At 64.3% G+C, this 20020-nt stretch carries 17 protein-coding genes and 2 pseudogenes; 7 read left to right on the top strand and 12 right to left on the bottom strand.

Annotated elements, in window-relative coordinates; translation table 11 throughout:
- Positions 1-410, bottom strand: a 410-nt coding sequence (locus GXY33_03500) for a glycosyltransferase family 2 protein (protein NLX04192.1), incomplete at its 3' end; no start/stop codon positions are given.
- A 616-nt stretch (positions 411-1026) separates the two neighbouring features.
- Between GXY33_03500 and GXY33_03495 the strand changes: the two genes are divergently transcribed.
- Positions 1027-1920: an ion transporter gene (locus tag GXY33_03495; protein NLX04191.1), complete on the top strand. Its 894-nt coding sequence runs from the start codon at positions 1027-1029 to the stop codon at positions 1918-1920.
- Here GXY33_03495 and GXY33_03490 read toward each other — a convergent pair.
- The 3 genes from GXY33_03490 to GXY33_03480 all read right to left on the bottom strand — a co-directional run bounded on the left by GXY33_03490 (position 1856) and on the right by GXY33_03480 (position 4443).
- Entirely contained in the window at positions 1856-2194 is a 339-nt protein-coding gene (locus tag GXY33_03490; protein NLX04190.1) for a carboxymuconolactone decarboxylase family protein, read from the bottom strand. The genes GXY33_03495 and GXY33_03490 overlap by 65 nt on opposite strands.
- A 150-nt stretch (positions 2195-2344) precedes the next feature.
- Positions 2345-3721 carry a sigma-54-dependent Fis family transcriptional regulator gene (locus GXY33_03485; GenBank protein NLX04189.1) on the bottom strand — a complete coding sequence of 459 codons (1377 nt, stop codon included), beginning with the start codon at positions 3719-3721 and terminating at the stop codon, positions 2345-2347.
- Positions 3718-4443 carry a two-component sensor histidine kinase gene (locus GXY33_03480; protein NLX04188.1) on the bottom strand — a complete coding sequence of 242 codons (726 nt, stop codon included), beginning with the start codon at positions 4441-4443 and terminating at the stop codon, positions 3718-3720. The genes GXY33_03485 and GXY33_03480 overlap by 4 nt, the downstream gene beginning before the upstream one ends.
- A gap of 411 nt (positions 4444-4854) precedes the next feature.
- Here GXY33_03480 and efp point away from each other — a divergent pair, with 411 nt between their 5' ends.
- From efp to GXY33_03455, 5 genes and pseudogenes are all read left to right on the top strand, one after another.
- A complete protein-coding gene (efp, locus tag GXY33_03475) occupies positions 4855-5415 on the top strand; it encodes an elongation factor P (protein NLX04187.1) in 561 nt (186 codons plus the stop codon).
- 727 nt (positions 5416-6142) lie between these two features.
- Positions 6143-7024: pseudogene (locus GXY33_03470) on the top strand (preprotein translocase subunit SecA).
- A 444-nt stretch (positions 7025-7468) separates the two neighbouring features.
- Positions 7469-8035, top strand: a pseudogene (locus tag GXY33_03465) (preprotein translocase subunit SecA).
- 297 nt (positions 8036-8332) lie between these two features.
- Positions 8333-9430 carry a hypothetical protein gene (locus GXY33_03460; protein ID NLX04186.1) on the top strand — a complete coding sequence of 366 codons (1098 nt, stop codon included), beginning with the start codon at positions 8333-8335 and terminating at the stop codon, positions 9428-9430.
- 39 nt (positions 9431-9469) lie between these two features.
- Positions 9470-10975, top strand: coding sequence for a transglutaminase domain-containing protein (locus GXY33_03455; protein ID NLX04185.1), 1506 nt, complete (start codon positions 9470-9472; stop codon positions 10973-10975).
- Positions 10976-10994: 19 nt separating this feature from the next.
- Here the strand turns inward: GXY33_03455 and GXY33_03450 are convergent, their stop codons facing one another.
- From GXY33_03450 to GXY33_03415, 8 genes are all read right to left on the bottom strand, one after another.
- A complete protein-coding gene (locus GXY33_03450) occupies positions 10995-12632 on the bottom strand; it encodes a GH3 auxin-responsive promoter family protein (GenBank protein NLX04184.1) in 1638 nt (545 codons plus the stop codon).
- Between the two features lie 29 nt (positions 12633-12661).
- Positions 12662-13726: an alpha/beta hydrolase gene (locus tag GXY33_03445; GenBank protein ID NLX04183.1), complete on the bottom strand. Its 1065-nt coding sequence runs from the start codon at positions 13724-13726 to the stop codon at positions 12662-12664.
- Between the two features lie 39 nt (positions 13727-13765).
- Entirely contained in the window at positions 13766-15061 is a 1296-nt protein-coding gene (locus tag GXY33_03440; protein NLX04182.1) for a beta-ketoacyl-[acyl-carrier-protein] synthase family protein, read from the bottom strand.
- 22 nt (positions 15062-15083) lie between these two features.
- A complete protein-coding gene (locus GXY33_03435; GenBank protein NLX04181.1) occupies positions 15084-16388 on the bottom strand; it encodes a beta-ketoacyl-[acyl-carrier-protein] synthase family protein in 1305 nt (434 codons plus the stop codon).
- Between the two features lie 9 nt (positions 16389-16397).
- Entirely contained in the window at positions 16398-16925 is a 528-nt protein-coding gene (locus GXY33_03430) for a beta-hydroxyacyl-ACP dehydratase (protein NLX04180.1), read from the bottom strand.
- Between the two features lie 278 nt (positions 16926-17203).
- The gene (locus tag GXY33_03425) at positions 17204-17590 is read right to left on the bottom strand and encodes an acyl carrier protein (protein NLX04179.1); all 387 of its coding nucleotides are present in this window, start codon (positions 17588-17590) and stop codon (positions 17204-17206) included.
- Between the two features lie 78 nt (positions 17591-17668).
- A complete protein-coding gene (locus GXY33_03420; protein ID NLX04178.1) occupies positions 17669-18169 on the bottom strand; it encodes a beta-hydroxyacyl-ACP dehydratase in 501 nt (166 codons plus the stop codon).
- A gap of 168 nt (positions 18170-18337) precedes the next feature.
- On the bottom strand, positions 18338-18922 hold the full coding sequence (locus GXY33_03415; protein ID NLX04177.1) for a hypothetical protein: 585 nt from the start codon (positions 18920-18922) through the stop codon (positions 18338-18340).
- Positions 18923-19172: 250 nt separating this feature from the next.
- Between GXY33_03415 and GXY33_03410 the strand changes: the two genes are divergently transcribed.
- Positions 19173-19943 carry a helix-turn-helix domain-containing protein gene (locus tag GXY33_03410; protein ID NLX04176.1) on the top strand — a complete coding sequence of 257 codons (771 nt, stop codon included), beginning with the start codon at positions 19173-19175 and terminating at the stop codon, positions 19941-19943.
- The last annotated feature ends 77 nt before the right edge of the window (positions 19944-20020 follow it).

The following is a 20020-nucleotide window of genomic DNA, read 5'->3' as shown; positions in this document are numbered from 1 at the left end:
TTCACACACCGGGCGGACCAGGATGCTCGTGCCGGCACCGCGGTCGGACCGCCGACCGGACCGTCCGCCTCTTGAACCGCTCGGACAAGCGCGGCAACCCAGCCGGGACGCGGTACGCAGTCGCTGTCAGTAAACAGCACCGCGTCACCCGCCGCCGCCTCCACTCCGCGATTGCGGGCCAGGCCGGGTCCGCAGCGGCTCACGCGAACGCATCGCAACGGGTATGACACCGTTGCGGCGGTCTGCTCGACCATCTCCGCCGTTGCGTCCCGCGAGCCGTCGTCCACCACGATCACCTCAAACGCGAAATCGCAGCCTTCCTGACGCTCCAGCGCCGACAGGGCGGCGGCCAGCGTCTCGCGGCGGTCGTAGGTGGGAATGATGATGGAGGCGATGATCCGGTTCTGCATTCCGCAACGTTCCGTTGGTTTGGTATGGAAATCAGCCTGCACGTTCGCCCGGCGGCTGTCCGCTTACAGGAACGATTATCGACGTTGCCGCCGGAGTTTCAAGAGCGAGGCATCCGACCGCCCCGCGGGCGTTGCGGGCCGATGTTCTCTTCTTGTCGTCGTCCGGCTTGATTCACTGCTCTGAAAGTGGTAGACTACAGGCTAACCGTATTTGGAGCGGCGCGGGATGTTAATGGCGGTTTGGAATGCACCTCATACGCCAAACGCCAGATGTTTCGTGAGGCCAGGTCCGGTTCATGTCTTGGATCACAAAGCAAGGAGCACGCCATGGGTAGGAAGTTCGGCCTATCGTTTTCACCGAAGCGTGCTCTCGGCATTTCCGCCGCCAAGGCCAAGGTGTCGAGGGCCACGGGTATCCCGTTGACGCGTTCGGGCCGTCAGCGAAAGGTCGGCCGCGCCATGGGGTGTTGCCTCGTCATTGCGATATGCCTTGGCGGGCCGCTCGTGCTCGGAGTTCTGATACGGTTGTGCATCTTGGTGTGATTGATTGGAGCGACCAATGAACCTGCGCAAGCGGACATGGGAGATCGTCGAAACGGCAAGACAGGGCGACTCGATGAGTCGGACGTTCGACGTGGCGATCCTAACCCTCATTCTCCTGAACGTGGTCGCCGTGATCGTCGGTTCGGTTCGATCCATCGAGCAGCGGTGGGGTGCGTTTCTGGATGCTTTCGAGACCTTATCGGTCGTCGTGTTTACCGCTGAGTACGCCGCCCGGCTCTGGTCGTGCACGGCCGATCCGCGATTCCGCAGCCGCTTCCTCGGCCGAGCGCGATTCGCCTCGCGGATCATGTCGATCATCGACCTGATCGCCTTTCTGCCGTTCTACCTTCCGTTCCTCGGGATTGATCTGCGCTCGCTGCGGGTCCTTCGCCTCCTGCGCGTTCTCCGCGTCGCCAAGGCGGCCCGCTACTGCTCGCCGCTCAACCTGATCAAGCAGGTTTTCCAGAGCAAGAAGGAGGAACTGGTGCTCACCTCGGGCCTGCTGGGCCTTCTGCTGGTCGTTTCCTCGACCGTGCTCTACTGCTGCGAAAACGCGGTGCAGCCGGAGGCCTACTCCAGCATCCCGGCGACCATGTGGTGGGCGGTGGCCACGCTGACGACGGTGGGCTACGGCGACATGTATCCGGTAACTCTGGCGGGCAAGCTGTTGGCGGGCCTGATCGCGGTCTTCGGCATCGGCATGTTCGCCCTGCCCACCGGCATCCTCGGCGCCGGATTCGTCGAGGCCATCCAGAAACGCAAGGAACTGGAACTGGTCTGTCCGCACTGCGGAAAGAGCCTCGCCGCTGGAAGCCGCGAGAGCCACGTCTCATATCATACCGAGACGACGGCCTCAATCCCCGCAGTGGAGGCGGATGCGGATGGCTCTCGCGCAGCCGACATCAGGAGTCGCCCGACGCCGATTGGCCGTCATACGCTTCGATGGCCGGCGGCAGGGCCTGGATGACGCCGAGGCCGGCGGGGGGCAGGCCCAGGAGGATGGCGCTGATGACCTCTTCGCGGCTGGCCCCGCATTTTTTGGCCTGCTGGACGTGAAAGGCGACGCCGCTTTCGAGCCGCAGGGCGGCCAGGACCGATAGATAGCACAGGGCGGCGGTCTTTTCGTCGAGGGCGCCGGTGCGGGAGATCTTGTGGATCATGTCGATCCACGCCTGCGAGTGGCCGGGCGCTTCCTTCAGGAAGGTCTGATAGGCCTTGCTGACCAGGTTCTTGTCGGGCATCGGCGACTCCTTTGGATCCGGTTGATGCTCAAGCGAAACACCCCGCTCCCTCATGGTCGCGGCTCTTTGAACGCCGGCGTTTGCCGGGTTTGGCGAAAAGATAGCGGTTCGACGCGTCGAAGTCAAGAAGACCTTATGCTCCAACCGCGGTCAGAGCCCGTATTCCTTGATCTTGCGATAGAGGGTCCGCGGGGCGATGCCGAGGATCTTGGCGGCTTGTTCGCGGTTGCCGCGGGTGATCTCGAGGGTGTTCTGGATGTGCTCCTTTTCGAGCTGTTCGAGGGTCTGCCCGGCCATCGAGGTCAGCGGGACGATGGCGGTGGAGCGGGCGGCGCCGGCCTGCTGGCGGATTTCCTCGGGCACGTCCTCGACGCCGAGAATTTGCTCGGCTGTGAGCACAACCATCGAGTCGATGACGTTGCGCAGCTCGCGGACGTTGCCCGGCCAGTCGTAGCCGATAAGCATCTCGCGGGCGTCCGGACTGATGCCCTTGATCGCCCGGCCGTGGGTCTCGTTCGAGTTGCGGATGAACTGCTCGATCATGACGGGGATGTCCTCTCGCCGCTCGCGGAGCGGCGGGATGCGGAGCGTGACGCTCTTGAGGCGGAAGTACAGGTCCTGGCGGAACTTTTCCTCCTCGACGGCTTTGGCCAGATCGCGGTTGGTGGCGCTGACCAGCCGCACGTCGACGCGGACCGGATCGTTCGAGCCGACCGGCACGATCTCGCGGGTCTCCAGGACGCGGAGCAGCTTGGCCTGCATGGTCAGCGGCATCTCCCCGATCTCATCGAGAAACAGCGTGCTGCCGTCGGCGTATTCGAAGCGGCCCTTTCGCGACGAGATGGCACCGGTGAACGCCCCCTTCACGTGGCCGAAGAGCTCGGACTCCAGCACGCCTTCGCTGAGGCCGGCGCAGTCGAGGGTGACCATGCGCCGGTCGCTGCGCGGCGAGTGCTCGTGGATGGCCCGGGCCAGCAGGTCCTTGCCCGTGCCGGATTCGCCCTGGAGCAGCACGGTGATGTTGGTCGGCGCGACCTGTTTGACGAGCCGCAGGATCCGCTGCATCTGCGGACTGACCGCGACGATGTTGCGGAACTCAGCCGGCTCGTCGAGCCGCCGGCGGATCACGAAGTGTTCGCGGTTGGACTGGGCCTGCTTGGCCGCGCGGTCGGCCAGATCGCGAATCTCGTCGAGGTCGATCGGCTTGACCAGATAGTCGAAAGCCCGCTCCTGGCGGAGGGCGTCGCGGGCGAGTTGTTCGCTGCCGTGGGCGGTGATGAGGATGACCTCGGTTTCCGGCCACTTCTTTTTGGTGCGGCGGATGACCTCCATGCCGTCGATCGCTCCGCCGAGTTTATAGTCGGTGATGACCACGTCGAACGGCTGCTCGTCGAGTTGTTCGACGGCGTCGGCGCCGCTTTCGGCGATCCGGCATTCGAAGCCGAAGCGGCGCAGGCCCTCGGCGATGGCCTCAGCGTGCGGAGCCTCGTCCTCGACCACCAGGATGGAGCCCTTGATCGCGTTCACGTCTCGCGGCACTCCCTGACCGAGGCGTCCATCGGCAGCAGGATCGAGAACTGGGTGCCTTCGCCCGGCTGCGATTCGACGAGGATCCTGCCGCCGTGCTCGCCGACGATCCGGCGGGTCATGGCCAAGCCCAGACCGGTGCCGTTCTTCTTGGTCGAGAAGTAGGCGTGGAAGACCTGTTCGAGGTGTTCCGGCGGAATGCCGACGCCGGTGTCGGCCACGTCGATCCGCACGCACTCGCCCACCGGCTGGGTTCGGACCATCAGGTCGCCGCCCTCGGGCATGGCCTGCTGGGCGTTGAGGAACAGATTCAGCAGGGCTTGTTTGATCAGGTCGGCGTCGACGGGAGCGGCCAGAGGCCCTTCGTGCAGCCGGGTCATCAGGCGGACTTTTTTGCGGGCGGCCTGCGGCTCGTAGAATTCGACCAGTTCCTCGATAATCCGGTTGATGTCCCTGATTTCGAGGCTCAGCTTGTGCTGTCCGACGAAGCGGATGAAGTCGTCGAGGATTTCGCGGAGGCGCGAGACCTCGTTCTGCATGGTCCGCACGCGGGTCAGGCTGCGCCGGACGTGGTCGTTGCCGCCGTCGAGTTCGTCAAGGTCCTCAGCCAGGAGCTGGAGGTTGACCCGCAGCGTCGAGAGCGGGTTGCGGATCTCATGGGCCAGCCCTCCGGTAAGCTGGCTGAGCTCCTCAAGCGGGTTGTTCGGTTGGATGTCCTGCATCGGCGATTCCGGCTTCCTATGGAAACCAAATAGTCTACGTCAGCAGCGGCCCGAAGGCAAGACGGTGAGGCGATTGGCGCTATAGAGAGGTAAAGCCCAAAAGACTGTGGAAACCGCGACCGCTAACACTGACGAGCATATAACGAAAACATTACTTATTAATCTACATCTTTCATGAGTGCCCGGCTGAATGAAACTGGAACATAAAACAGAGCGGCAAAATGCAGAGCCAGAGGCGATAAGAGAATAGAATATAGGTTAACTCGGCGGTTGGTGAGATGGGACTATTCACTGGGCGGTTGATCGAGTATTATTAAAGGATTATCGGCTTGCGGCGAAGTATCGGGCCGATGGGAACATCTAGAGTCAATGGAGTTGGGTGACGGCTGCGGCCGGACCAAGGAGATGCGTATGGCGAGAGCGAGCGAAATCAGGCGTGGGCACGCGGTGATCTACAAGGGCAATCTGAACGTGATCGTTTCGATCCAGCACGTGGCCAAGGGCAACTGGCGGTCGTACTACCAGATGAAGCTGCGGAACCTCAAGAGCGGCCAACTGGTTGAGGACCGGTTCCGGGTGGATGAGGAACTCGAGACCGCGTTCATCGAGAAGAAGCCGATGGAGTATCTGTATTCGGACGGGACAGGCCACGTGCTGATGGACCTCCAGACGTACGACCAGATCACGATGGGCGATGAGATCATGGGCGACGGGACGATGTACCTCAAGCCGAACACCGAGGTCCAGGTGACGATCTACGAAGGCAAGATCATCGGCATCGAGCTTCCCAACACGGTGGACCTGCAGGTCACCGACACGCCGCCCGCGATCAAGGGCGCGACGGCGACGAACCAGAGCAAGGACGCCACGCTGGAGACCGGCGTGCGGGTGAAGGTGCCGCCGTTCGTCGAGGCGGGCGAGATGATCCGGGTGGACACGCGGACCGGCGAGTACATCGAACGGGTGAAGTAGACTTCAGGAGACGAAACGGCAGGTCACGATGGCGGACCCTCTCAGCAGGATACTGCAGCGGATATTCGGGACGAGCAGCCAGCGGTACGTCAAGCGGCGCACCGAATTGGTTTCGCGGATCAACAGTTTGGAGGCCGAGTACGCGCGGCTGTCGGATGAGGAACTGGCGGGCAAGACGGCGGAGCTGCGCGCGCGGGCCGACGCGCGGAAGCGCGAGTTCTTCGGCCGGCCCAGCCTCGAGGAACTTCTGGCCGAAATGCAGGAGGTCCCGGAGGACCGCCGCAAGACACTCAAGCGGCGGATCATCGATGGCTTGAACGTCTGTGCGGTGGACATCCTGCCGGATGCCTTTGCCGCGGTGCGCGAGGCATGCAAGCGCCACCTGCCCGGCCACCGGCATTTCGACGTGCAGATGATCGGCGGCCACGTGCTGCACGAGGGCAAGATCGCCGAGATGGCCACCGGCGAGGGCAAGACCCTGGTGGCCACGCTGCCGTGCTACATCAACGTGGTGCTGGGCCTGAAGGTTCACGTGATCTCGACCAACGACTACCTGGTCAAGCGCGACCGCGACTGGATGGCGCCGATCTACGAGGCGCTGGGCGTCAGTTCCGGAGCGATTCAGTCGGAGATGTCGACGGTGGGCCCGGAGCGCAAGGCCCAGTACGCCTGCGACATTACCTACGGGACCAACAGCGAGCTGGGCTTCGACTACCTGCGCGACAACATGAAGGTCCGCCGGGATGACCAGGTTCAGGGCCCGCTGCACTACGCCATCGTAGACGAGGTGGACAACATCCTGATCGACGAGGCGCGGACGCCGCTGATCATCTCGGGTCCGGCCCGCGACGACGTGAACCGCTATCGCCTGGCCGACCGGGTGGCGCGGGCGCTGGTTCAGAAGCAGAAGACAGCGATCCGCGAGACGCAGGCGCGGGTGCAGGACCGCGATTCGCTTAAGGCGCGGGCCCTCAAGCAGGGCGTCCAGGAGTGGCGATTCGAGGAGGGGATCAAGAAATTCGGGCAGGACCCCTCGTGGCTCAATGAGGAGGAGGCCCAGGCCATCGGCCACCGCCAGTACTACCTGGTGGAGCGGGACCGCAAGAGCGTGCACATGACGCACGAGGGCGTCACCGCAGCCCAGGAGGAGGCGGGGATCGGGTCGTTCTACATCGGGGCCAACATGGAGTGGCCGCACCTGATCGAGAACGCCCTGCGGGCCCACGTGGTCTACGAGAGGGAAAAGGAATACGTCGTTCAGAACGGCGAGGTGATCATCGTCGATGAGTTCACCGGGCGTCTGATGCACGGGCGGCAGTGGTCCGACGGCTTGCACCAGGCGGTCGAGGCCAAGGAAGGGGTGCGGGTCAAGGAGGAGACCCAGACGCTCGCGACGATCACCATCCAGAACTACTTCAAGCTGTACTGCAAGCTGGCCGGCATGACCGGTACGGCGATGACCGAGGTCGAGGAGTTCATCAAGATCTACGGCCTGGACGTGGTCAGCATTCCGACCAACCGGCCGGTGAACCGGATGGACCACAACGACCGCATTTATCGCACGACGCCTGAGAAATATAAAGCCATCGTCGAGGAGATCCGCGCGGTCTCGCTGCAGGGATTTCCCAACGACTGGTTCGTCATCAACGACATGATCGAAGGCCTCAAAGCCGCGTACAAGGCGATGCTGGCCAAACAGGGGACGACCGGGCATCTGCCGCCAAAGGACAGGTGCGAAGAGGCGATCCGGCGGATCGAAGAGGCCCAGGCCCGGTCGAAAGGGGACAACGACAGCCTCGACCCGCTGCGCGAGGCGCTCTATGAGTTGACCGCGGACCTGCCGGGCGGCCGTCCGGTGCTGGTCGGCACCACGAGCGTGGAGAACAGCGAAAAACTCTCGAACATGCTGACCAAGCAGTACGGGATCGACCACGAGGTGCTCAACGCCAAGCAGGTGGCCCGCGAGGCGGAGATCGTGGCCAAGGCCGGGCATCGCCACGCTCCCAAGCACGGCGGCCGCCAAGCCGAGGGCAACGTGACCATCTCGACCAACATGGCCGGCCGCGGCACCGACATCAAGCTCGAAAAGGGCGTGGTGCACCCGCCGTGCATCGGCGACCTGGGCCCCAAAGAGCCCGGCGTGATCGCCACCAAGTGCTGCATCAACTGCCCGGAATACGACGGCAAGTGCGAGCACTGCTTCAAGCCGAAGCTCGACCCGCGGTTCCCGGAACTGGGCAAGAAGTTCTGCGCCGTCGAGCCGCCGTGCGGCCTGCACGTGGTGGGCACCGAGCGCCACGAGGCCCGTCGGATCGACAACCAGCTTCGCGGACGGTCCGGCCGCCAGGGCGATCCCGGATCGAGCCGCTTTTTCCTGTCGATGCAGGACGACCTGCTGCGGTTCTTCGCCGGCGACTGGGTCATCAAGATGCTCGATTGGCTGGGCATGGAAGAGGGGATGGCCATCGAGAACAAGCGGATCTCCAAGGGCATCGAGCGGGCCCAGAAGAAGGTCGAGGAGCGCAACTTCGCCATCCGCAAGAATCTCCTCGAGTACGACGAGGTGATGGACTATCAGCGGCAGGTGTTCTACCGCCTTCGCCAGCGGATCCTGGAGGGCCGCGACCTGGCCGAGATGGTGCAGGATTCCCTGACCGACTCGATCGCCGACGCGGTGGACAACTTTCTGGACCCGACATACCCGGCGCGGTGCGCCGCCGAGTGGGCCAAGTCGGAACTGGACGTGACGATGGACCCGTCGCGAATCGACCTGGACGATTTCGACCGGCTGGAAAGCGACCTGAAGGACAAAGCCAAGGACGAGGCGAGGAACACGATCGAGATGTCGATCGGCGAGTACTTCGATCCGGACGTCGAGCGCAAGGACTGGGACTATCGCGGCCTGGCGAGCTGGGCGATGCGGCGGTTCAACGTGAACCTCGGGATCTCGCAGATGAACCGGATGGAGCCGGAAGAGATCCAGGCGATGCTGGTCGAGGCGGCCATGACGAGCATCGACCGCCAGGACTGCACGCCGCTGAAACGCTACATGGAGCCGACCTTCGGCCGCTCGATGCTGGCCGAGTGGGTGCGGGCCAAGTTCGACCTGGACGTGCGGCTCCAGCAGCTTCGCGACCTGAATCCCGACCAGACCCGCGAGATGATCCTGGAAAAGGTGCACGAGCGGTACCTGCGCCGCGAGATCGAGTGCCCGGTGGACATCGCGTTGACGGTGAGCCTGGGCCAGAAGGAGCAGACCGACCAGGCCTATGGCGTGGCGCGGCTGGTGGATTGGGCGAACTGGAAGTACCGCGCCGGCTGGACGCTGGAGAAGCTGCAGAACCGCGAGGTCCGCGAAATCCGCTCGGACCTGATACGGCTTTCCGAGAGCTACCTGGGCGACGGGCGCCTCTCGAACGAGGTGGACGAGGCCGTGCGGATGCGGCGCGGCGAGGAACTGGCGGCGTGGGCGCGGGAGCGGTTCGGCGCGGAGCTCGACGGCCAGGCGCTGGAGGGCGCCGCCGCCCGCGAGTCGCTGCTCAAAGCCGGCCGGGAGTTCCTCCGCCGCGAGCTGACGAACCTCGAGCAGATGGTGCTGCTGAGCATCTACGACAGCGCGTGGAAAGAGCACCTGCTGGCGATGGACCACCTCAAGAGCACGATCGGCCTGCGCGGCTACGCCGAGAAGGATCCGAAGATCGAGTACAAGCGGGAAGGCACGCAGATGTTCCACCGCATGCTCGACGCGACGCGCCAGCAGGTCAGCGACGTGATCCTCAAGGTCCAGGTCTCCGGCCAGATGCAGGCGCGGTCGGTCTGGGGCGAGCAGCGGGCCCAGCACGATGCCAGCGGCTCGGCCTTCACCGACGCCGACCGCGAGGCGGCCATGCAGAACCAGGGTGAAGCCCAGGTCGTCAAGCCGATCAAACGGGCGACGCCGAAGGTCAAGCCGAACGAACCGTGCCCGTGCGGGTCGGGCAAAAAATACAAGAAGTGCTGCGGGCGAAACGGCTGATAGAGCCTTATAACCTTCAGAGCTTCAGAGGGAGGTCACGTGCGCAAGATCATCGCAGCCTCGTTGTTCGCTTTTTTGGTCGTGGGCGGATCAACGGTTCGGGCGGGCGCGGTCGATCCGCCGCAGGGATCGTTTCACGAGCGGTATTTCTCCGTATACCTCGGGCCGACCAAGTGCGGTTGGGCGCGGTATGAGTTCGTGCGGCAGGGCGATACGATCGTCACGCGGAACGATCTGCTGCTGAAGATCGCCCGGGCGGACACGACGTTCACGCTCACCCATCGGGCCGAGACTCAGGAGACCCTCGACGGCAAACCGCTGCGGTTCTACTCCAAGGCGGACCTCGGCGGCATCGAAACCGTGCATCGCGGAACCGTGGCCGACGGCCAGGTCGCGATGACGATCAGCCAGGCGGGCCAGTCGGCTGAGCACAAGTTCGCTCTGCCGGACGACGCGCTGATGTGGTGGGGCCAGCACCTGCTGGGCGAGCGGATGGGACTTAAGCCCGGGGTCAGCTTCTCCATGACGATATTCGACCCGGAGCTTGGACCCAGTCAGTTCATCACAGCCAGAATCGACGTGGTCGGTCCGGTCAAGAGCGAGGTGTTCGGTCGGGAAGTCGAGGGGACCAGAGTGCTCACCTCGTTCGACAAGCCGTTGCCGATCCAAGCCGCTTCGATCCTTGACGCCGACGGCTATGAGGTGATCACGGAGGTGCCGATTGGCCCGATGAAGCTGACGTTGGTGGGCGAGCCGCGTGAAAAGGCCCTGGCCGGCATCGGCGCCAGCGAGCTGTTTCTAGAATTCCTGATCCGGCCGGAGCGGCCGATCGCGCTGCCGGAGCAGGGACCGGTGCGTTACCGGATCACCTACGAGGGCGACAACACCGAGCCGTTCGATCTGATCGAAACGGCGATGCAGCGGGTGGTCAAACGCGAGAAGGACCAGATCATCCTGGAGGTCTCGCCGGGCGGGACGCCGAAGAAATCGGCGACCACCACGCAGCCGGCTTCGCCCGAACCGCGGTACACCCGGGATTCGCTGGACCTGAACCTGGAGGACCCGCTGTTGGTTCGCCTGGCCAGCGAGAACATCGATCAGGACGGCAGCGACCTGGAGAAGGCGAGAAAGCTCTGCCAATTCGTCTCCGGCTATATCACGACCAAGGACCTTTCGACCGGTTACGCCCCCGCCGCTCAGGTCGCCAAGACACGGCAGGGCGACTGCACCGAGCATTCGCTGCTGCTGGCCGCCCTCGGGCGGATCGTGGGCATTCCGACCCGCGGCGTCAACGGCCTGGCCTACGTGGCCCACGAGGGCACGACCGGCGCGTTCATCGGCCACATGTGGACCCAGTTCTTCATCGACGGCCAGTGGGTGGACCTGGACCCGGCCCTCGGCCAGCTCGAACCGGACCAGGGCCACATCGCCCTGACCGTCTCGGACCTCAGCGACACCTCGATGCAGCAGCAGGCCTCGGTGCTCCGCTACCTCGGTCAGCTCAAGGTCGAGCAGATGGAATTGGCCCAGACAACACCCAAGTAAAGGGCCTGATCAGCACGGATCAGACGGATGTGCTGCGCTGGTCGGGTTCGGTGATGGTCAGCAGGAACTTCCGCTTGTACTGCTCGGTGCGGCCAAGCTGCGCCTGGCGGGCGAGGTCCTCGTTGGCGAAGTGCCCGTCCGGGACAGTGCGCAGTTCGACAGGACCCAGGCGCAGGCTCTCGCGCTTGGCGGCGTACTCGATGTTGAGCTCGGCTAGTATCCGATCGTAACTATGTGCCAGTTGCGGATTGGCGTCGGATTGCTCGACGGTGAGCGCGTAGTAGGGCGGGTCGGACCATTGAGGGCCCAGAAGGAAGTTCTCGATCCGTCGGCCGAGCTTCGCCGACAGCCGCGCCATCGCCTCGACGGCTTGGTGCTCGCTGACCTTCTCGCCGGTCAGCGAACTGATGTGCGAGCCCTTGTTCAGGAACGCGATCATCGGCGTCCGCTGATAGAGCCCGACGACCTCGACGCAGTCGCCCAGGTCGTACCGGGTCAGCCCGCTGGCGTTGCTGAAGACGACAAAGTACCGCTGCCCGACTTCAAGTTCTTCGAGCGTCAGCACGGTCGGGTTCTCGCCGCCGTACTCGGCTTCGGGAATGAACTCGAAGAAGTTGCTGGTGATTTCCAGAATCCCAGCCGGCGTGTGGTCCTCGACGGGAATGCTGAACCGCCCTTCGCTGGCCAGCAGACCGATGTCGCGCACCGGCGTCTCGCCGAAGTACTCGCCGAAACGCGAGAGGTAGAGCTTGAGCGTCCCGCCGGTCCAGTTCATCAGGTATTCCAGCCGCCAGACGTCCTTGGGCAGGAGTCGTCCGGCTCGCCTGGCCAGCGCCTCGAGCCGCCGGGCGCAGCGCGGCCTGGGCCGCAGCCGTCGGCCAAGGTCGGCCACCAGCCCCTCCGGCAACCGTCCGGGCGGACGCAGCGTCCCGTCGTGGACGTCGCGGATGAGCTGCTCCGAATGCTCCGCCATCGTCTGGGCCAGCCGCAAAATCGTCGACGGGTTGGCTGTGCTGGTGAACGAGACGTCCTCCGTGACGGCCAGCCGGGCGACCGTGTAGCATTTGGCCACCGGATCCTTGACCTCGGCCACCGCCAGCGGCGTCACGTAGTGCTTGCGGACGATCCACTTCTGCGTCTGGGCCTGCAGGCCGGTGATCGCTCCGGCCCACAACCCGCACGGCGTCGATTCCTCCCGCGCCGAGCTGGTCATCTGGACGATCTTGCGAAAGAACGCCCGCGGATGGTCGAGCAGGGCCTTGACCCCGAAGATGTTCCAGCCGCGGCGGTAATCGTCGACGAACCGCGCGGTGACGGGAATGAACTTGGCCCGGCCGGTGGTCCCGCTGGTCAGGGCGAACATCAGAAGCTCTTCGCTCGGAGCGAACAGCGAGTCGAACCGGCCTTCCTTGAGCGGCTCGATGTACGGGGCGAACTGCTCGTAGCGCCGAATCGGCACCTGCCGGGCGAAATCGTGATAGGAAATCGACCCGCTGAGGCCGTGATCGCGGGCGAACGCGCTGCCGGCCAGCAGCCGAAGCTGCCGTTCGAGCATCTGCTGTTGAACGCGCTGGGGACTCCCGGTCGCGGCCAGGAACGAGCGAAGCTGGCGCGAAGCCCCCCATCCGGCGACTTTTGCGGCAATTTTCCTGTGCATCGGTAAAGGCCCGGCTCGTCGGCGTCGGGTCAGGCGCCCTGGGCGATCGGGCGCTGGGACGCCTCGCCCGTGGGCTGACCATACAGCCGGTGTTCGAAGAATTCAACGGTCCGCGCCCTGTACTCCGCCGGGTCGACGACGACCGCCTGGTTGTGCTTGGCCAGAGGAACGACCCACAGCGATTTGGGGTCCGGAGCGATCCGGTAGAGCACCCGGGCCAGGTCGGTCGGAATGTAGCTGTCCCGGTCGCCGTGGATCATCAGGATCGGCCGCGGGGTCATTTTCTTGAGGGCTCGCCGGACCGACGGATACCGGCAGCGGAACTTCCAGTGGGCGCAGATGAACAGCACCCACCGCAGGAATTTCCAGAATGCATCGGGATGGTTCTCATAGACGAAGCGGACCTTGGCGAAGATGCATGCCCACCGCTTCATGAGCATTTCGAGGGTGGCGTCGGTGCTGAAAAGCCCGTCGGTGACGATGGCTTTGACCGCCGGATTGCGCATCGACGCGATGATGGCGGCTGCGGCCCCGCGCGAGATCCCGAAGATGCCCAGATCGGCCGGCCGGCCCTGCGACTCCAGATAGTCCTCAAGAAAGGCGATGGCCCCGTGCACGTCGTCCACCTCGCGGTCGGAGACCCACTGCCGAGGCTGATAGTCTTCCTGGTGGGACGAGTCGCCGTGGCCGCGGAAGTCGAAGCTGAACACGTCGAACCCGGCCTCCAGAAGCGACCGCGTGTACCGGACGCAGCTGTACATGTCCGAGGCGAACTCGTGACAGAAGAGGATGGTGCCCTTGTAGCCCTGCGACGGGTCGCCGAACAGGAACATGCCCCGCAGGCTGGTCCCGTCGAACGACCGGAACCGCACGATCTGGCCCTCCATCCGGTCGAAGTCCAGCGGTCCCATCGACAGCGGCGGCGGCGTGTCCTTGAGGATGTTGAGCATGATCCGGATGTAGCGGCTCAGGACGAGGGCGGGAATCGCGACCATCGCCACCACCGTGGCGATGATGCTCATCATCGCCCAGTTGCGAACGATGAATTCCCAGCCTATCCAGGCGCCCAACACCATGATCGCAGTCCAACCCATCAACGTCGTTATCGGTCCCCGTGGCTTATTCGCCTGAACTTAAGGAGTATAATTCGTGATAATCAATGTATCGTTCTGGCCCCCGAAACCGAACGAATTGCTCAGGCACGTCCTGACCGTGGCCTTTCGCGGCTGGTTCGGCACGTAATCGAGGTCGCACTCCGGATCCGCCTCGCAGTAGTTGGTTGTCGGCGGCAGCACCTGGTCCCGCAGGGCCAGGACGCAGGCGATCACCTCGATTGCCCCAGCCGCCGCGATCAGGTGGCCCATCATCGACTTGATGCTGCTGATCGGAACCCTGTAAGCCCGCTCGCCGAAGACGGACTTGACCGCCAGCGTCTCGATCTTGTCGTTATCGACGGTGCCGGTGCCGTGGGCTGAGATGTAGTCGATGCTGTCCGGCTCGACGCCGGCGTCGGCCATGGCCGCCCGCATCGCCGCGATCCCGCCGCGTCCGGTCTCGTGGATGTCGGTGATCCGGTAGGCATCCGCGCTGCTGCCGTAGCCGGCGATCTCAGCCAGGATGGTCGCCCCGCGCTTCCGGGCGAACTCCTCCGACTCGAGGACCACGATGCCCGCCCCTTCGCCCAGGACGAACCCGTCGCGGGTGCGGTCGAACGGCCGCGAGGACGACTTGATCTGGTCGTTGCGGGTGCTCAGGGCGGTCAGGCGGTTAAAGCCGGTCACGCCGAGCGGGTGGATCATTGAGTGGGTGCCGCCCGAGAGCATGACCTCCGCGTCGCCGTAGCGGATCTGCTCGACCGCTTCGCCGATGGCCTGGGTGCTGGCCGCGCAGGCGGTCAGGCAGTTGAGGTTCGGCCCGCGCAGGTCCAGAAGTTTGGCCACGTGGGCCGCCGGCATGTTGGGATCCTGCTCGAGTTCCCGAAGGCGGTCCATGCACCGATAGGCGATCCGGGCCCACTTGCGGGTATCGAGCTTGCCCGAAGCGGCGTCCCACGAACCGATCGCGGTGGCGATAAAGGGGTCGAAGTCGACCGGGCCTTCGCCGGAACCGAGGTAGACGCCCGCCGCGGAGCGGTCCAGATCAGCGGCGCGACCCAGCCCCGACGACTGCCACGCCTGCAGCGCCGCTCCAAGGGCGAAACCGGAGTTGCGGGCCGCGTGCCGGTGCAGCGGATAGTGCTCGCCGAGTCGTTCGCGAAGATCGTATCCTCGGACCTGGGCTGAGAAGGTGGTGGGGAACGTCCGGGCGTCGAACAGCTCCGTCGTATCGATGGCGCTTTCGCCGGCGAGCAGCCGGCTCCAGGCCTGCTCGATGCTCTGCCCCAACGGAGTGATGCAGCCCATTCCGGTAATGACCACGCGTCGCTTCACAATCGAACCCTCGTATTCCGGATTAACCGGCCCAACGGCGGAACACCAGGGCGGTGCACTGCCCGCCGCTGAGACTGTAGTTGACGGTCAGTAACGTATTGACCCGCCGGTCCTCGGTCCGGCGAACCACATTGACCGGACACGCCGGATCCACCTGCTCGCAGTTGACCGTACCGGGCACGAGACCCTCGGACAGGCAGAGCGCCGCGGCGGCGACGTCCAACGCGCCCGAACCGGCCCCGTTGTTGCCGTACTGGCTCTTGATCGAGGTGACCGGCACGTCGCCGAGGACGCGGGCGATGGCCTGGGCCTCGACCCGGTCGTGCTCCGGCAGCCCGCAGGCGAACGCGACGACCAGATCGACGTCGCACGCCTCGACCTGGGCGTCGGCCAGGGCCTTTTCCAGGACCACCGCCAGGGCGTCGCCGTTGCGGTCCGGATTCAGGAAGTCATGCGTGCCGAACCCGGCGCCCAAACCGATCATCTCGCCGTAGATACGCCCTTCTCGCCGCTTGGCGTGTTCGAGGTCTTCCAGGACGACGACGGCGCCGCCCTCGGCGATGACCGTGCCGTCGCGCTTGGCGTCGAACGGCCGGACGGCCGAAGCTGGCGAATCGTTGTGCGAGCGGGTGAGCCGGCCGATCAGGTCCTGGCGGAGCAGGCCCATCGGGTTGACCTTCGATTCGGCTCCGCCGCAGAGGCACACGTCGGCGCAGTCGCGCTTGATGGTCCGCCAGGCCTCGCCGATGGCGAGTTGGCTGGACGCCTCGGCGCAGGTGATCGTATTGCTGGGCGCCTGCGCGTCGTGGATGATCGAGACGTGACAGGCCAGCATGTTGGGCAGATACTTCAGAAGCCACAGCGGCGTCAGGTTGTTCATGCCTTCGCGTCCCCACGCCTCCAGCGAGAACTGCCCGTCGTTGGAGGCCGAGGCCAGGGCGAAGGTCAGCTCGTTGAGGTCCGGGCAGATCAGACCCGCCCCGATGTTGACCCCAAGCCGCGTGGAGTCGACGGTGATCTCGCCGTCGCTGACGCCCTTGGTCTTCAAGCCGCTGTCGCGGACCGCGCAGTCGGCGGCCACCACCGCCAGCTCGATGTCGCGGGCCATGACCTTGATGCTCTTGCGATAGGATTTGGGAACGTAGTCCTTGCAACTGAACTCCGCGATTTCGCCGGCGATCCGGCAGGGAAACTCGGCTGCGTCAAAGGCCCGAATCCCGTCCACCGCGACCCGGCCGGACCGCAGCGAGGCGAGAAACTGGTCCTTGCCCACCCCGATGGGGCTGACAGGACCGAGTCCGGTGATCACAACCCGTCGTTCAGCCATCCTATATCCTCATTGTGCCGCTTGAGAGTCTCCGGCCGATGGGGCGGCGGGCGCGCCGCCGTCCAGTGACCGGATCAGTTGTCGAAACTGGTCGGTGAATACGAAATTCTCCTCGGGAAATTTCCGTCCCGAGAGATTTTGGTCAATGTGGCTGAAGATGATGTCGATTTCCGCGACGACCTGCCCGAACGGGTCCGTGCCGGTCAGCCGGTACACCTTGCCCTCGGTGCGGCCGAACGCATCATCCAGCGAGACCACCTTGGCCACGTGGCGAAGCTGATCGCCCGGCAGGACGTCCGCGTGAAACGTCGCCCGCGAAATCTTGGCCAGGATCACCTTCTCGCGAAAACCTCGGGCCTCGCCGACCAGAATGCCCGCGGTCTGGGCCATGCCCTCGATGATGAGGCTCGTCGGCATCACCGGATAGCCGGGAAAGTGGTCGTGCAGGTGCTCTTCGGCCAGGCTGACGTTCTTGATCGCGCAGGCCTCCACGCCGCTGACCAGCTTCTCAAAACGATCGATCCACAGCCAACGCATTCGCTCGCCAATCCCAAAAACGCAAGAAGGTTACGCCGCATCCGGCCGCGGCCGGACAAGCCAAGACTTGGTATTCTAACAAGGCCCCCCGCGGACTTCCAGCCGATGGTGCAAATCTTCCCAAAATACCATCCGGTCATCCCGGGAGGGATCCGGCGGTTCGGCAGGCCCAAAACAAGCCGAGTCGGCCCGCCGCAACGGCGCGACCGACTCGTTCTCGAATAGCATCAACTGTCAGCAGTATTTTTTATTTATTGTGACAAAAGGTAATGTCTGTGCTATTTGACCTTGCTCTCGACGTAGTTGACGATGGTCTTGACCGTGAACAGGTCGGGCATGCGGTTGACGTCCGGGTCCTGCTCGAAGTCGGCAAAGTCCGCATGGGGCATCCGAGCCTTCAGTTCGGCCAGACCCTTGTCGGTCACCTTGCCGTCGGCCACGAACTCGGGGTTGTTCAGGATGTTATCCGGGAACAACTCGCCCCGGGGAATCTGGATGCCGAAGGCCTTTTCCAGACGGAAGACGATATCAAGGAAATCTATGCTCTCGGCCCCGAGGTCTCCGGTAAGGGTGGAGTCCTGTGAGACTTCATCCTCGTCGACGCCCAGCGCGTCCACCAGAGTCTCCTGGACCTTCGTAAAAATCTCGTCGCGATCAAGGGCCATATTACAAACCTCCACTGAATGTATTCACGCCTATTATCCAGATCGTATGGAATAGTTCAACCATTTATCCCGGCAGATTCAGTTCGCGGGATTCTCGGCGGTCAGGGCCTCGAGACCCCCCAGAAGGCGCAACTGGGCCCGCCAATGCTCGACCAGGATCCGGTCCTGATCCGCCCAGGCGGCGTTGCGGTCGGCCAGGTTGTACCGGGCCAACTCCAGCCGGGCCCGCGCCACATTGCCCCCGTCCATCGTGCACTGGGCTTTGAAGGCGGCGGTCTCGGGCGCAAGCTTGACCGTTTCGACCTCCACCTCCATGCGGTTTCCCGGAGCGACGAAATTGCCGTAGGTCACGTTCCTGGCCTCGCGCAGGACGATCACGCTGTGGGCGAAATCCTCAGCCGTGCGGATCACCCAGGCTGCGGTCTGAACCATCGCTTCGAGCATCAAGACCCCGGGCAGAACCGGGAAACTCGGAAAGTGGTCGGCCAGATACTCCTCAGCCAGGCTCAGGTTCTTCACCGCACGGGCCGAACGCCCCGGTTCGATGCGCACCAACTTGTCGATCAGAACGAATTTCACGGCGATTCCAGTGTTTCCGTTTCTACCGATGGCAAAAGACACAACCTTTTAGCTTAACGATCAAACGATTTCAAGCAAATTCAGATGCGGCGACGGATGTAAACGGCCGCGCCGCCCGCTGTTGACGAAAGGACCGCATCGGATGGTGCAAGGTCCGACGGACCTTGCTCACGGTTCTTTTTCGGCGGAGTGAAGGCACGGGCCAAGCAGGTCCAGCACGCGTTTGAGCTCGAATGCCCGGGCCATGTGGTCCACGTGCAGCGTGACCATCTCGGGCATCTGGGCGTAGTCCCTGGCCGCCTGTTCGTGCCTCGCTGCGTCCTGCCGGAGATTCCGGGCCAGGTCGGTCAGGCGGTCGGCCACCGCCTCGTCCGGCCCTCGGCTGCCCTCGGATCGCCGCTGACGATGGTAATCGCGAATACGCGCGATCCGCCGGGCCTTGGCCTCGGGCGTGGCGAACTGCGGCGGAACGGCGCCGAGCGATTTGGCCGGTCTGGGGCGGCGATTCTCGAGTTCGGTCTGGACGAGGGCGAGTTGCCGCTGCGCCGTGCGCCGGGCCTGATCGGACAGCGTCGAGACGGACCGCCGCAGATTCCGGGCCATCTGCGCCAACTGCTTCTCGTCGAGGCACTTAAGCCGGTGCTCGAAAGGCGGTCCGGCATCCGGGGCGGCGTAGCGGACGACGTTCTCCGCGTAGTCGCAGTCCAGATTCAAACAGACCAGATCCATCGTGTTGTCCCGTGCCGGTTCCACCGACAAGCTCCTGGCCCCGCACTTGGGGCAGATCGGTTTGTCCTGAGAGTTCACCATGCCTCGCGCTCCCATAAGTGATTTGTCTTGTTGGATTTACATGTTGCCGGGGAGGCTCACGCGCGTCTGGCGGAGCTCGGGGCCGAGGCCGGCCCGTCCGGTTGACAGTAATCTACCGGATTTGACTTGACTAGTCAAGTCAAATCCGGTACAAACTAGAGTAGCGGATCGACATCCATTTGAGGAACTGGCGATGGACCGTTGGAATGGTACAAGATGGGCCACGTTGCTTCAGCGGTTTCGCCAGCGGGCGGGCCTGACGCGGACCGAGTTGGCCCGGAGCCTGTCGGTGACCATCAGCTACATCAGCAAGCTCGAAGCGGGCCAGAAACCGCCGCCGGAACCTCAGCGGCGGAATATCGCTGAGGTGCTCGAACTGACCGACGAGGAGGCGCTGGGCTTTCACGTCCAAGCCGAATTGGAGCGGACAGACCCGGTGGCGGTGCGGTATCTCAAGCGGCTGCTGGACGCCGAGACCTCGGAGGGGGAAAGGGAGTTTCTGCGGGACGGCGGCCAACGGCCGCGGCGTAAGCAGGCCTCGCACCTGATCCCGATCATCAACAAGGTCGCCGCCGGCTACCCGCAGGAGTTCACCGACCTGGATTACCCGATCGGCGTGGCCGACCAGTACATCACGGTGCCGGACGTCTCCGACGCCAACGCGTTTGCCTTCTACGTCTACGGTGACTCGATGGAGCCGGACTTCGCCGCCGGCAGCCTGGTCATCGCCTCGCCCAACAGCCATGCGGGCGACGGGGATCCGTGCTTTGTCCGGTTTTCGCCCCTAAGCCGGGTCAGCGGCTGCACCTTCAAGCGGGTGTACTTTGAGAGTGACGGACGAGTGCGGCTCGTCCCGATCAACCGCAAGTACCCGGAGCAGACCTACCGGCCGGGCGAGATCGACGGGCTCTGGCCGGTGGTCCGGTACTACACGCGGGTTGCCCGGCGGGTGGTCGGGGCCTGAAAAAGCACAACCCGCTGTCCGGCCATGGCCTCGCGCGGTTCAACTTGGGCGGCACGAGGTTGCATGACGCCCGGCTC

The organism is Phycisphaerae bacterium (assembly GCA_012729815.1).
GTDB lineage: Bacteria > Planctomycetota > Phycisphaerae > JAAYCJ01 > JAAYCJ01 > JAAYCJ01.
Note: the sequence above shows the minus strand (reverse complement) of the source record. Positions and strands in the feature narration are given on the sequence as shown.

Bases quoted from the DNA above. Each gene is read 5' to 3' on its own strand.
- GXY33_03445 (NLX04183.1), bottom strand. From the start codon at position 13,726: ATGGGTTGGACTGCGATCATGGTGTTGGGCGCCTGGATAGGCTGGGAA.
- GXY33_03435 (NLX04181.1), bottom strand. From the start codon at position 16,388: ATGGCTGAACGACGGGTTGTGATCACCGGACTCGGTCCTGTCAGCCCC.
- GXY33_03490 (NLX04190.1), bottom strand. From the start codon at position 2,194: ATGCCCGACAAGAACCTGGTCAGCAAGGCCTATCAGACCTTCCTGAAG.
- efp (NLX04187.1), top strand. From the start codon at position 4,855: ATGGCGAGAGCGAGCGAAATCAGGCGTGGGCACGCGGTGATCTACAAG.
- GXY33_03425 (NLX04179.1), bottom strand. From the start codon at position 17,590: ATGGCCCTTGATCGCGACGAGATTTTTACGAAGGTCCAGGAGACTCTG.
- GXY33_03410 (NLX04176.1), top strand. From the start codon at position 19,173: ATGGACCGTTGGAATGGTACAAGATGGGCCACGTTGCTTCAGCGGTTT.
- GXY33_03460 (NLX04186.1), top strand. From the start codon at position 8,333: ATGCGGCGGTTCAACGTGAACCTCGGGATCTCGCAGATGAACCGGATG.
- GXY33_03430 (NLX04180.1), bottom strand. From the start codon at position 16,925: ATGCGTTGGCTGTGGATCGATCGTTTTGAGAAGCTGGTCAGCGGCGTG.
- GXY33_03495 (NLX04191.1), top strand. From the start codon at position 1,027: ATGAGTCGGACGTTCGACGTGGCGATCCTAACCCTCATTCTCCTGAAC.
- GXY33_03480 (NLX04188.1), bottom strand. From the start codon at position 4,443: ATGCAGGACATCCAACCGAACAACCCGCTTGAGGAGCTCAGCCAGCTT.
- GXY33_03450 (NLX04184.1), bottom strand. From the start codon at position 12,632: ATGCACAGGAAAATTGCCGCAAAAGTCGCCGGATGGGGGGCTTCGCGC.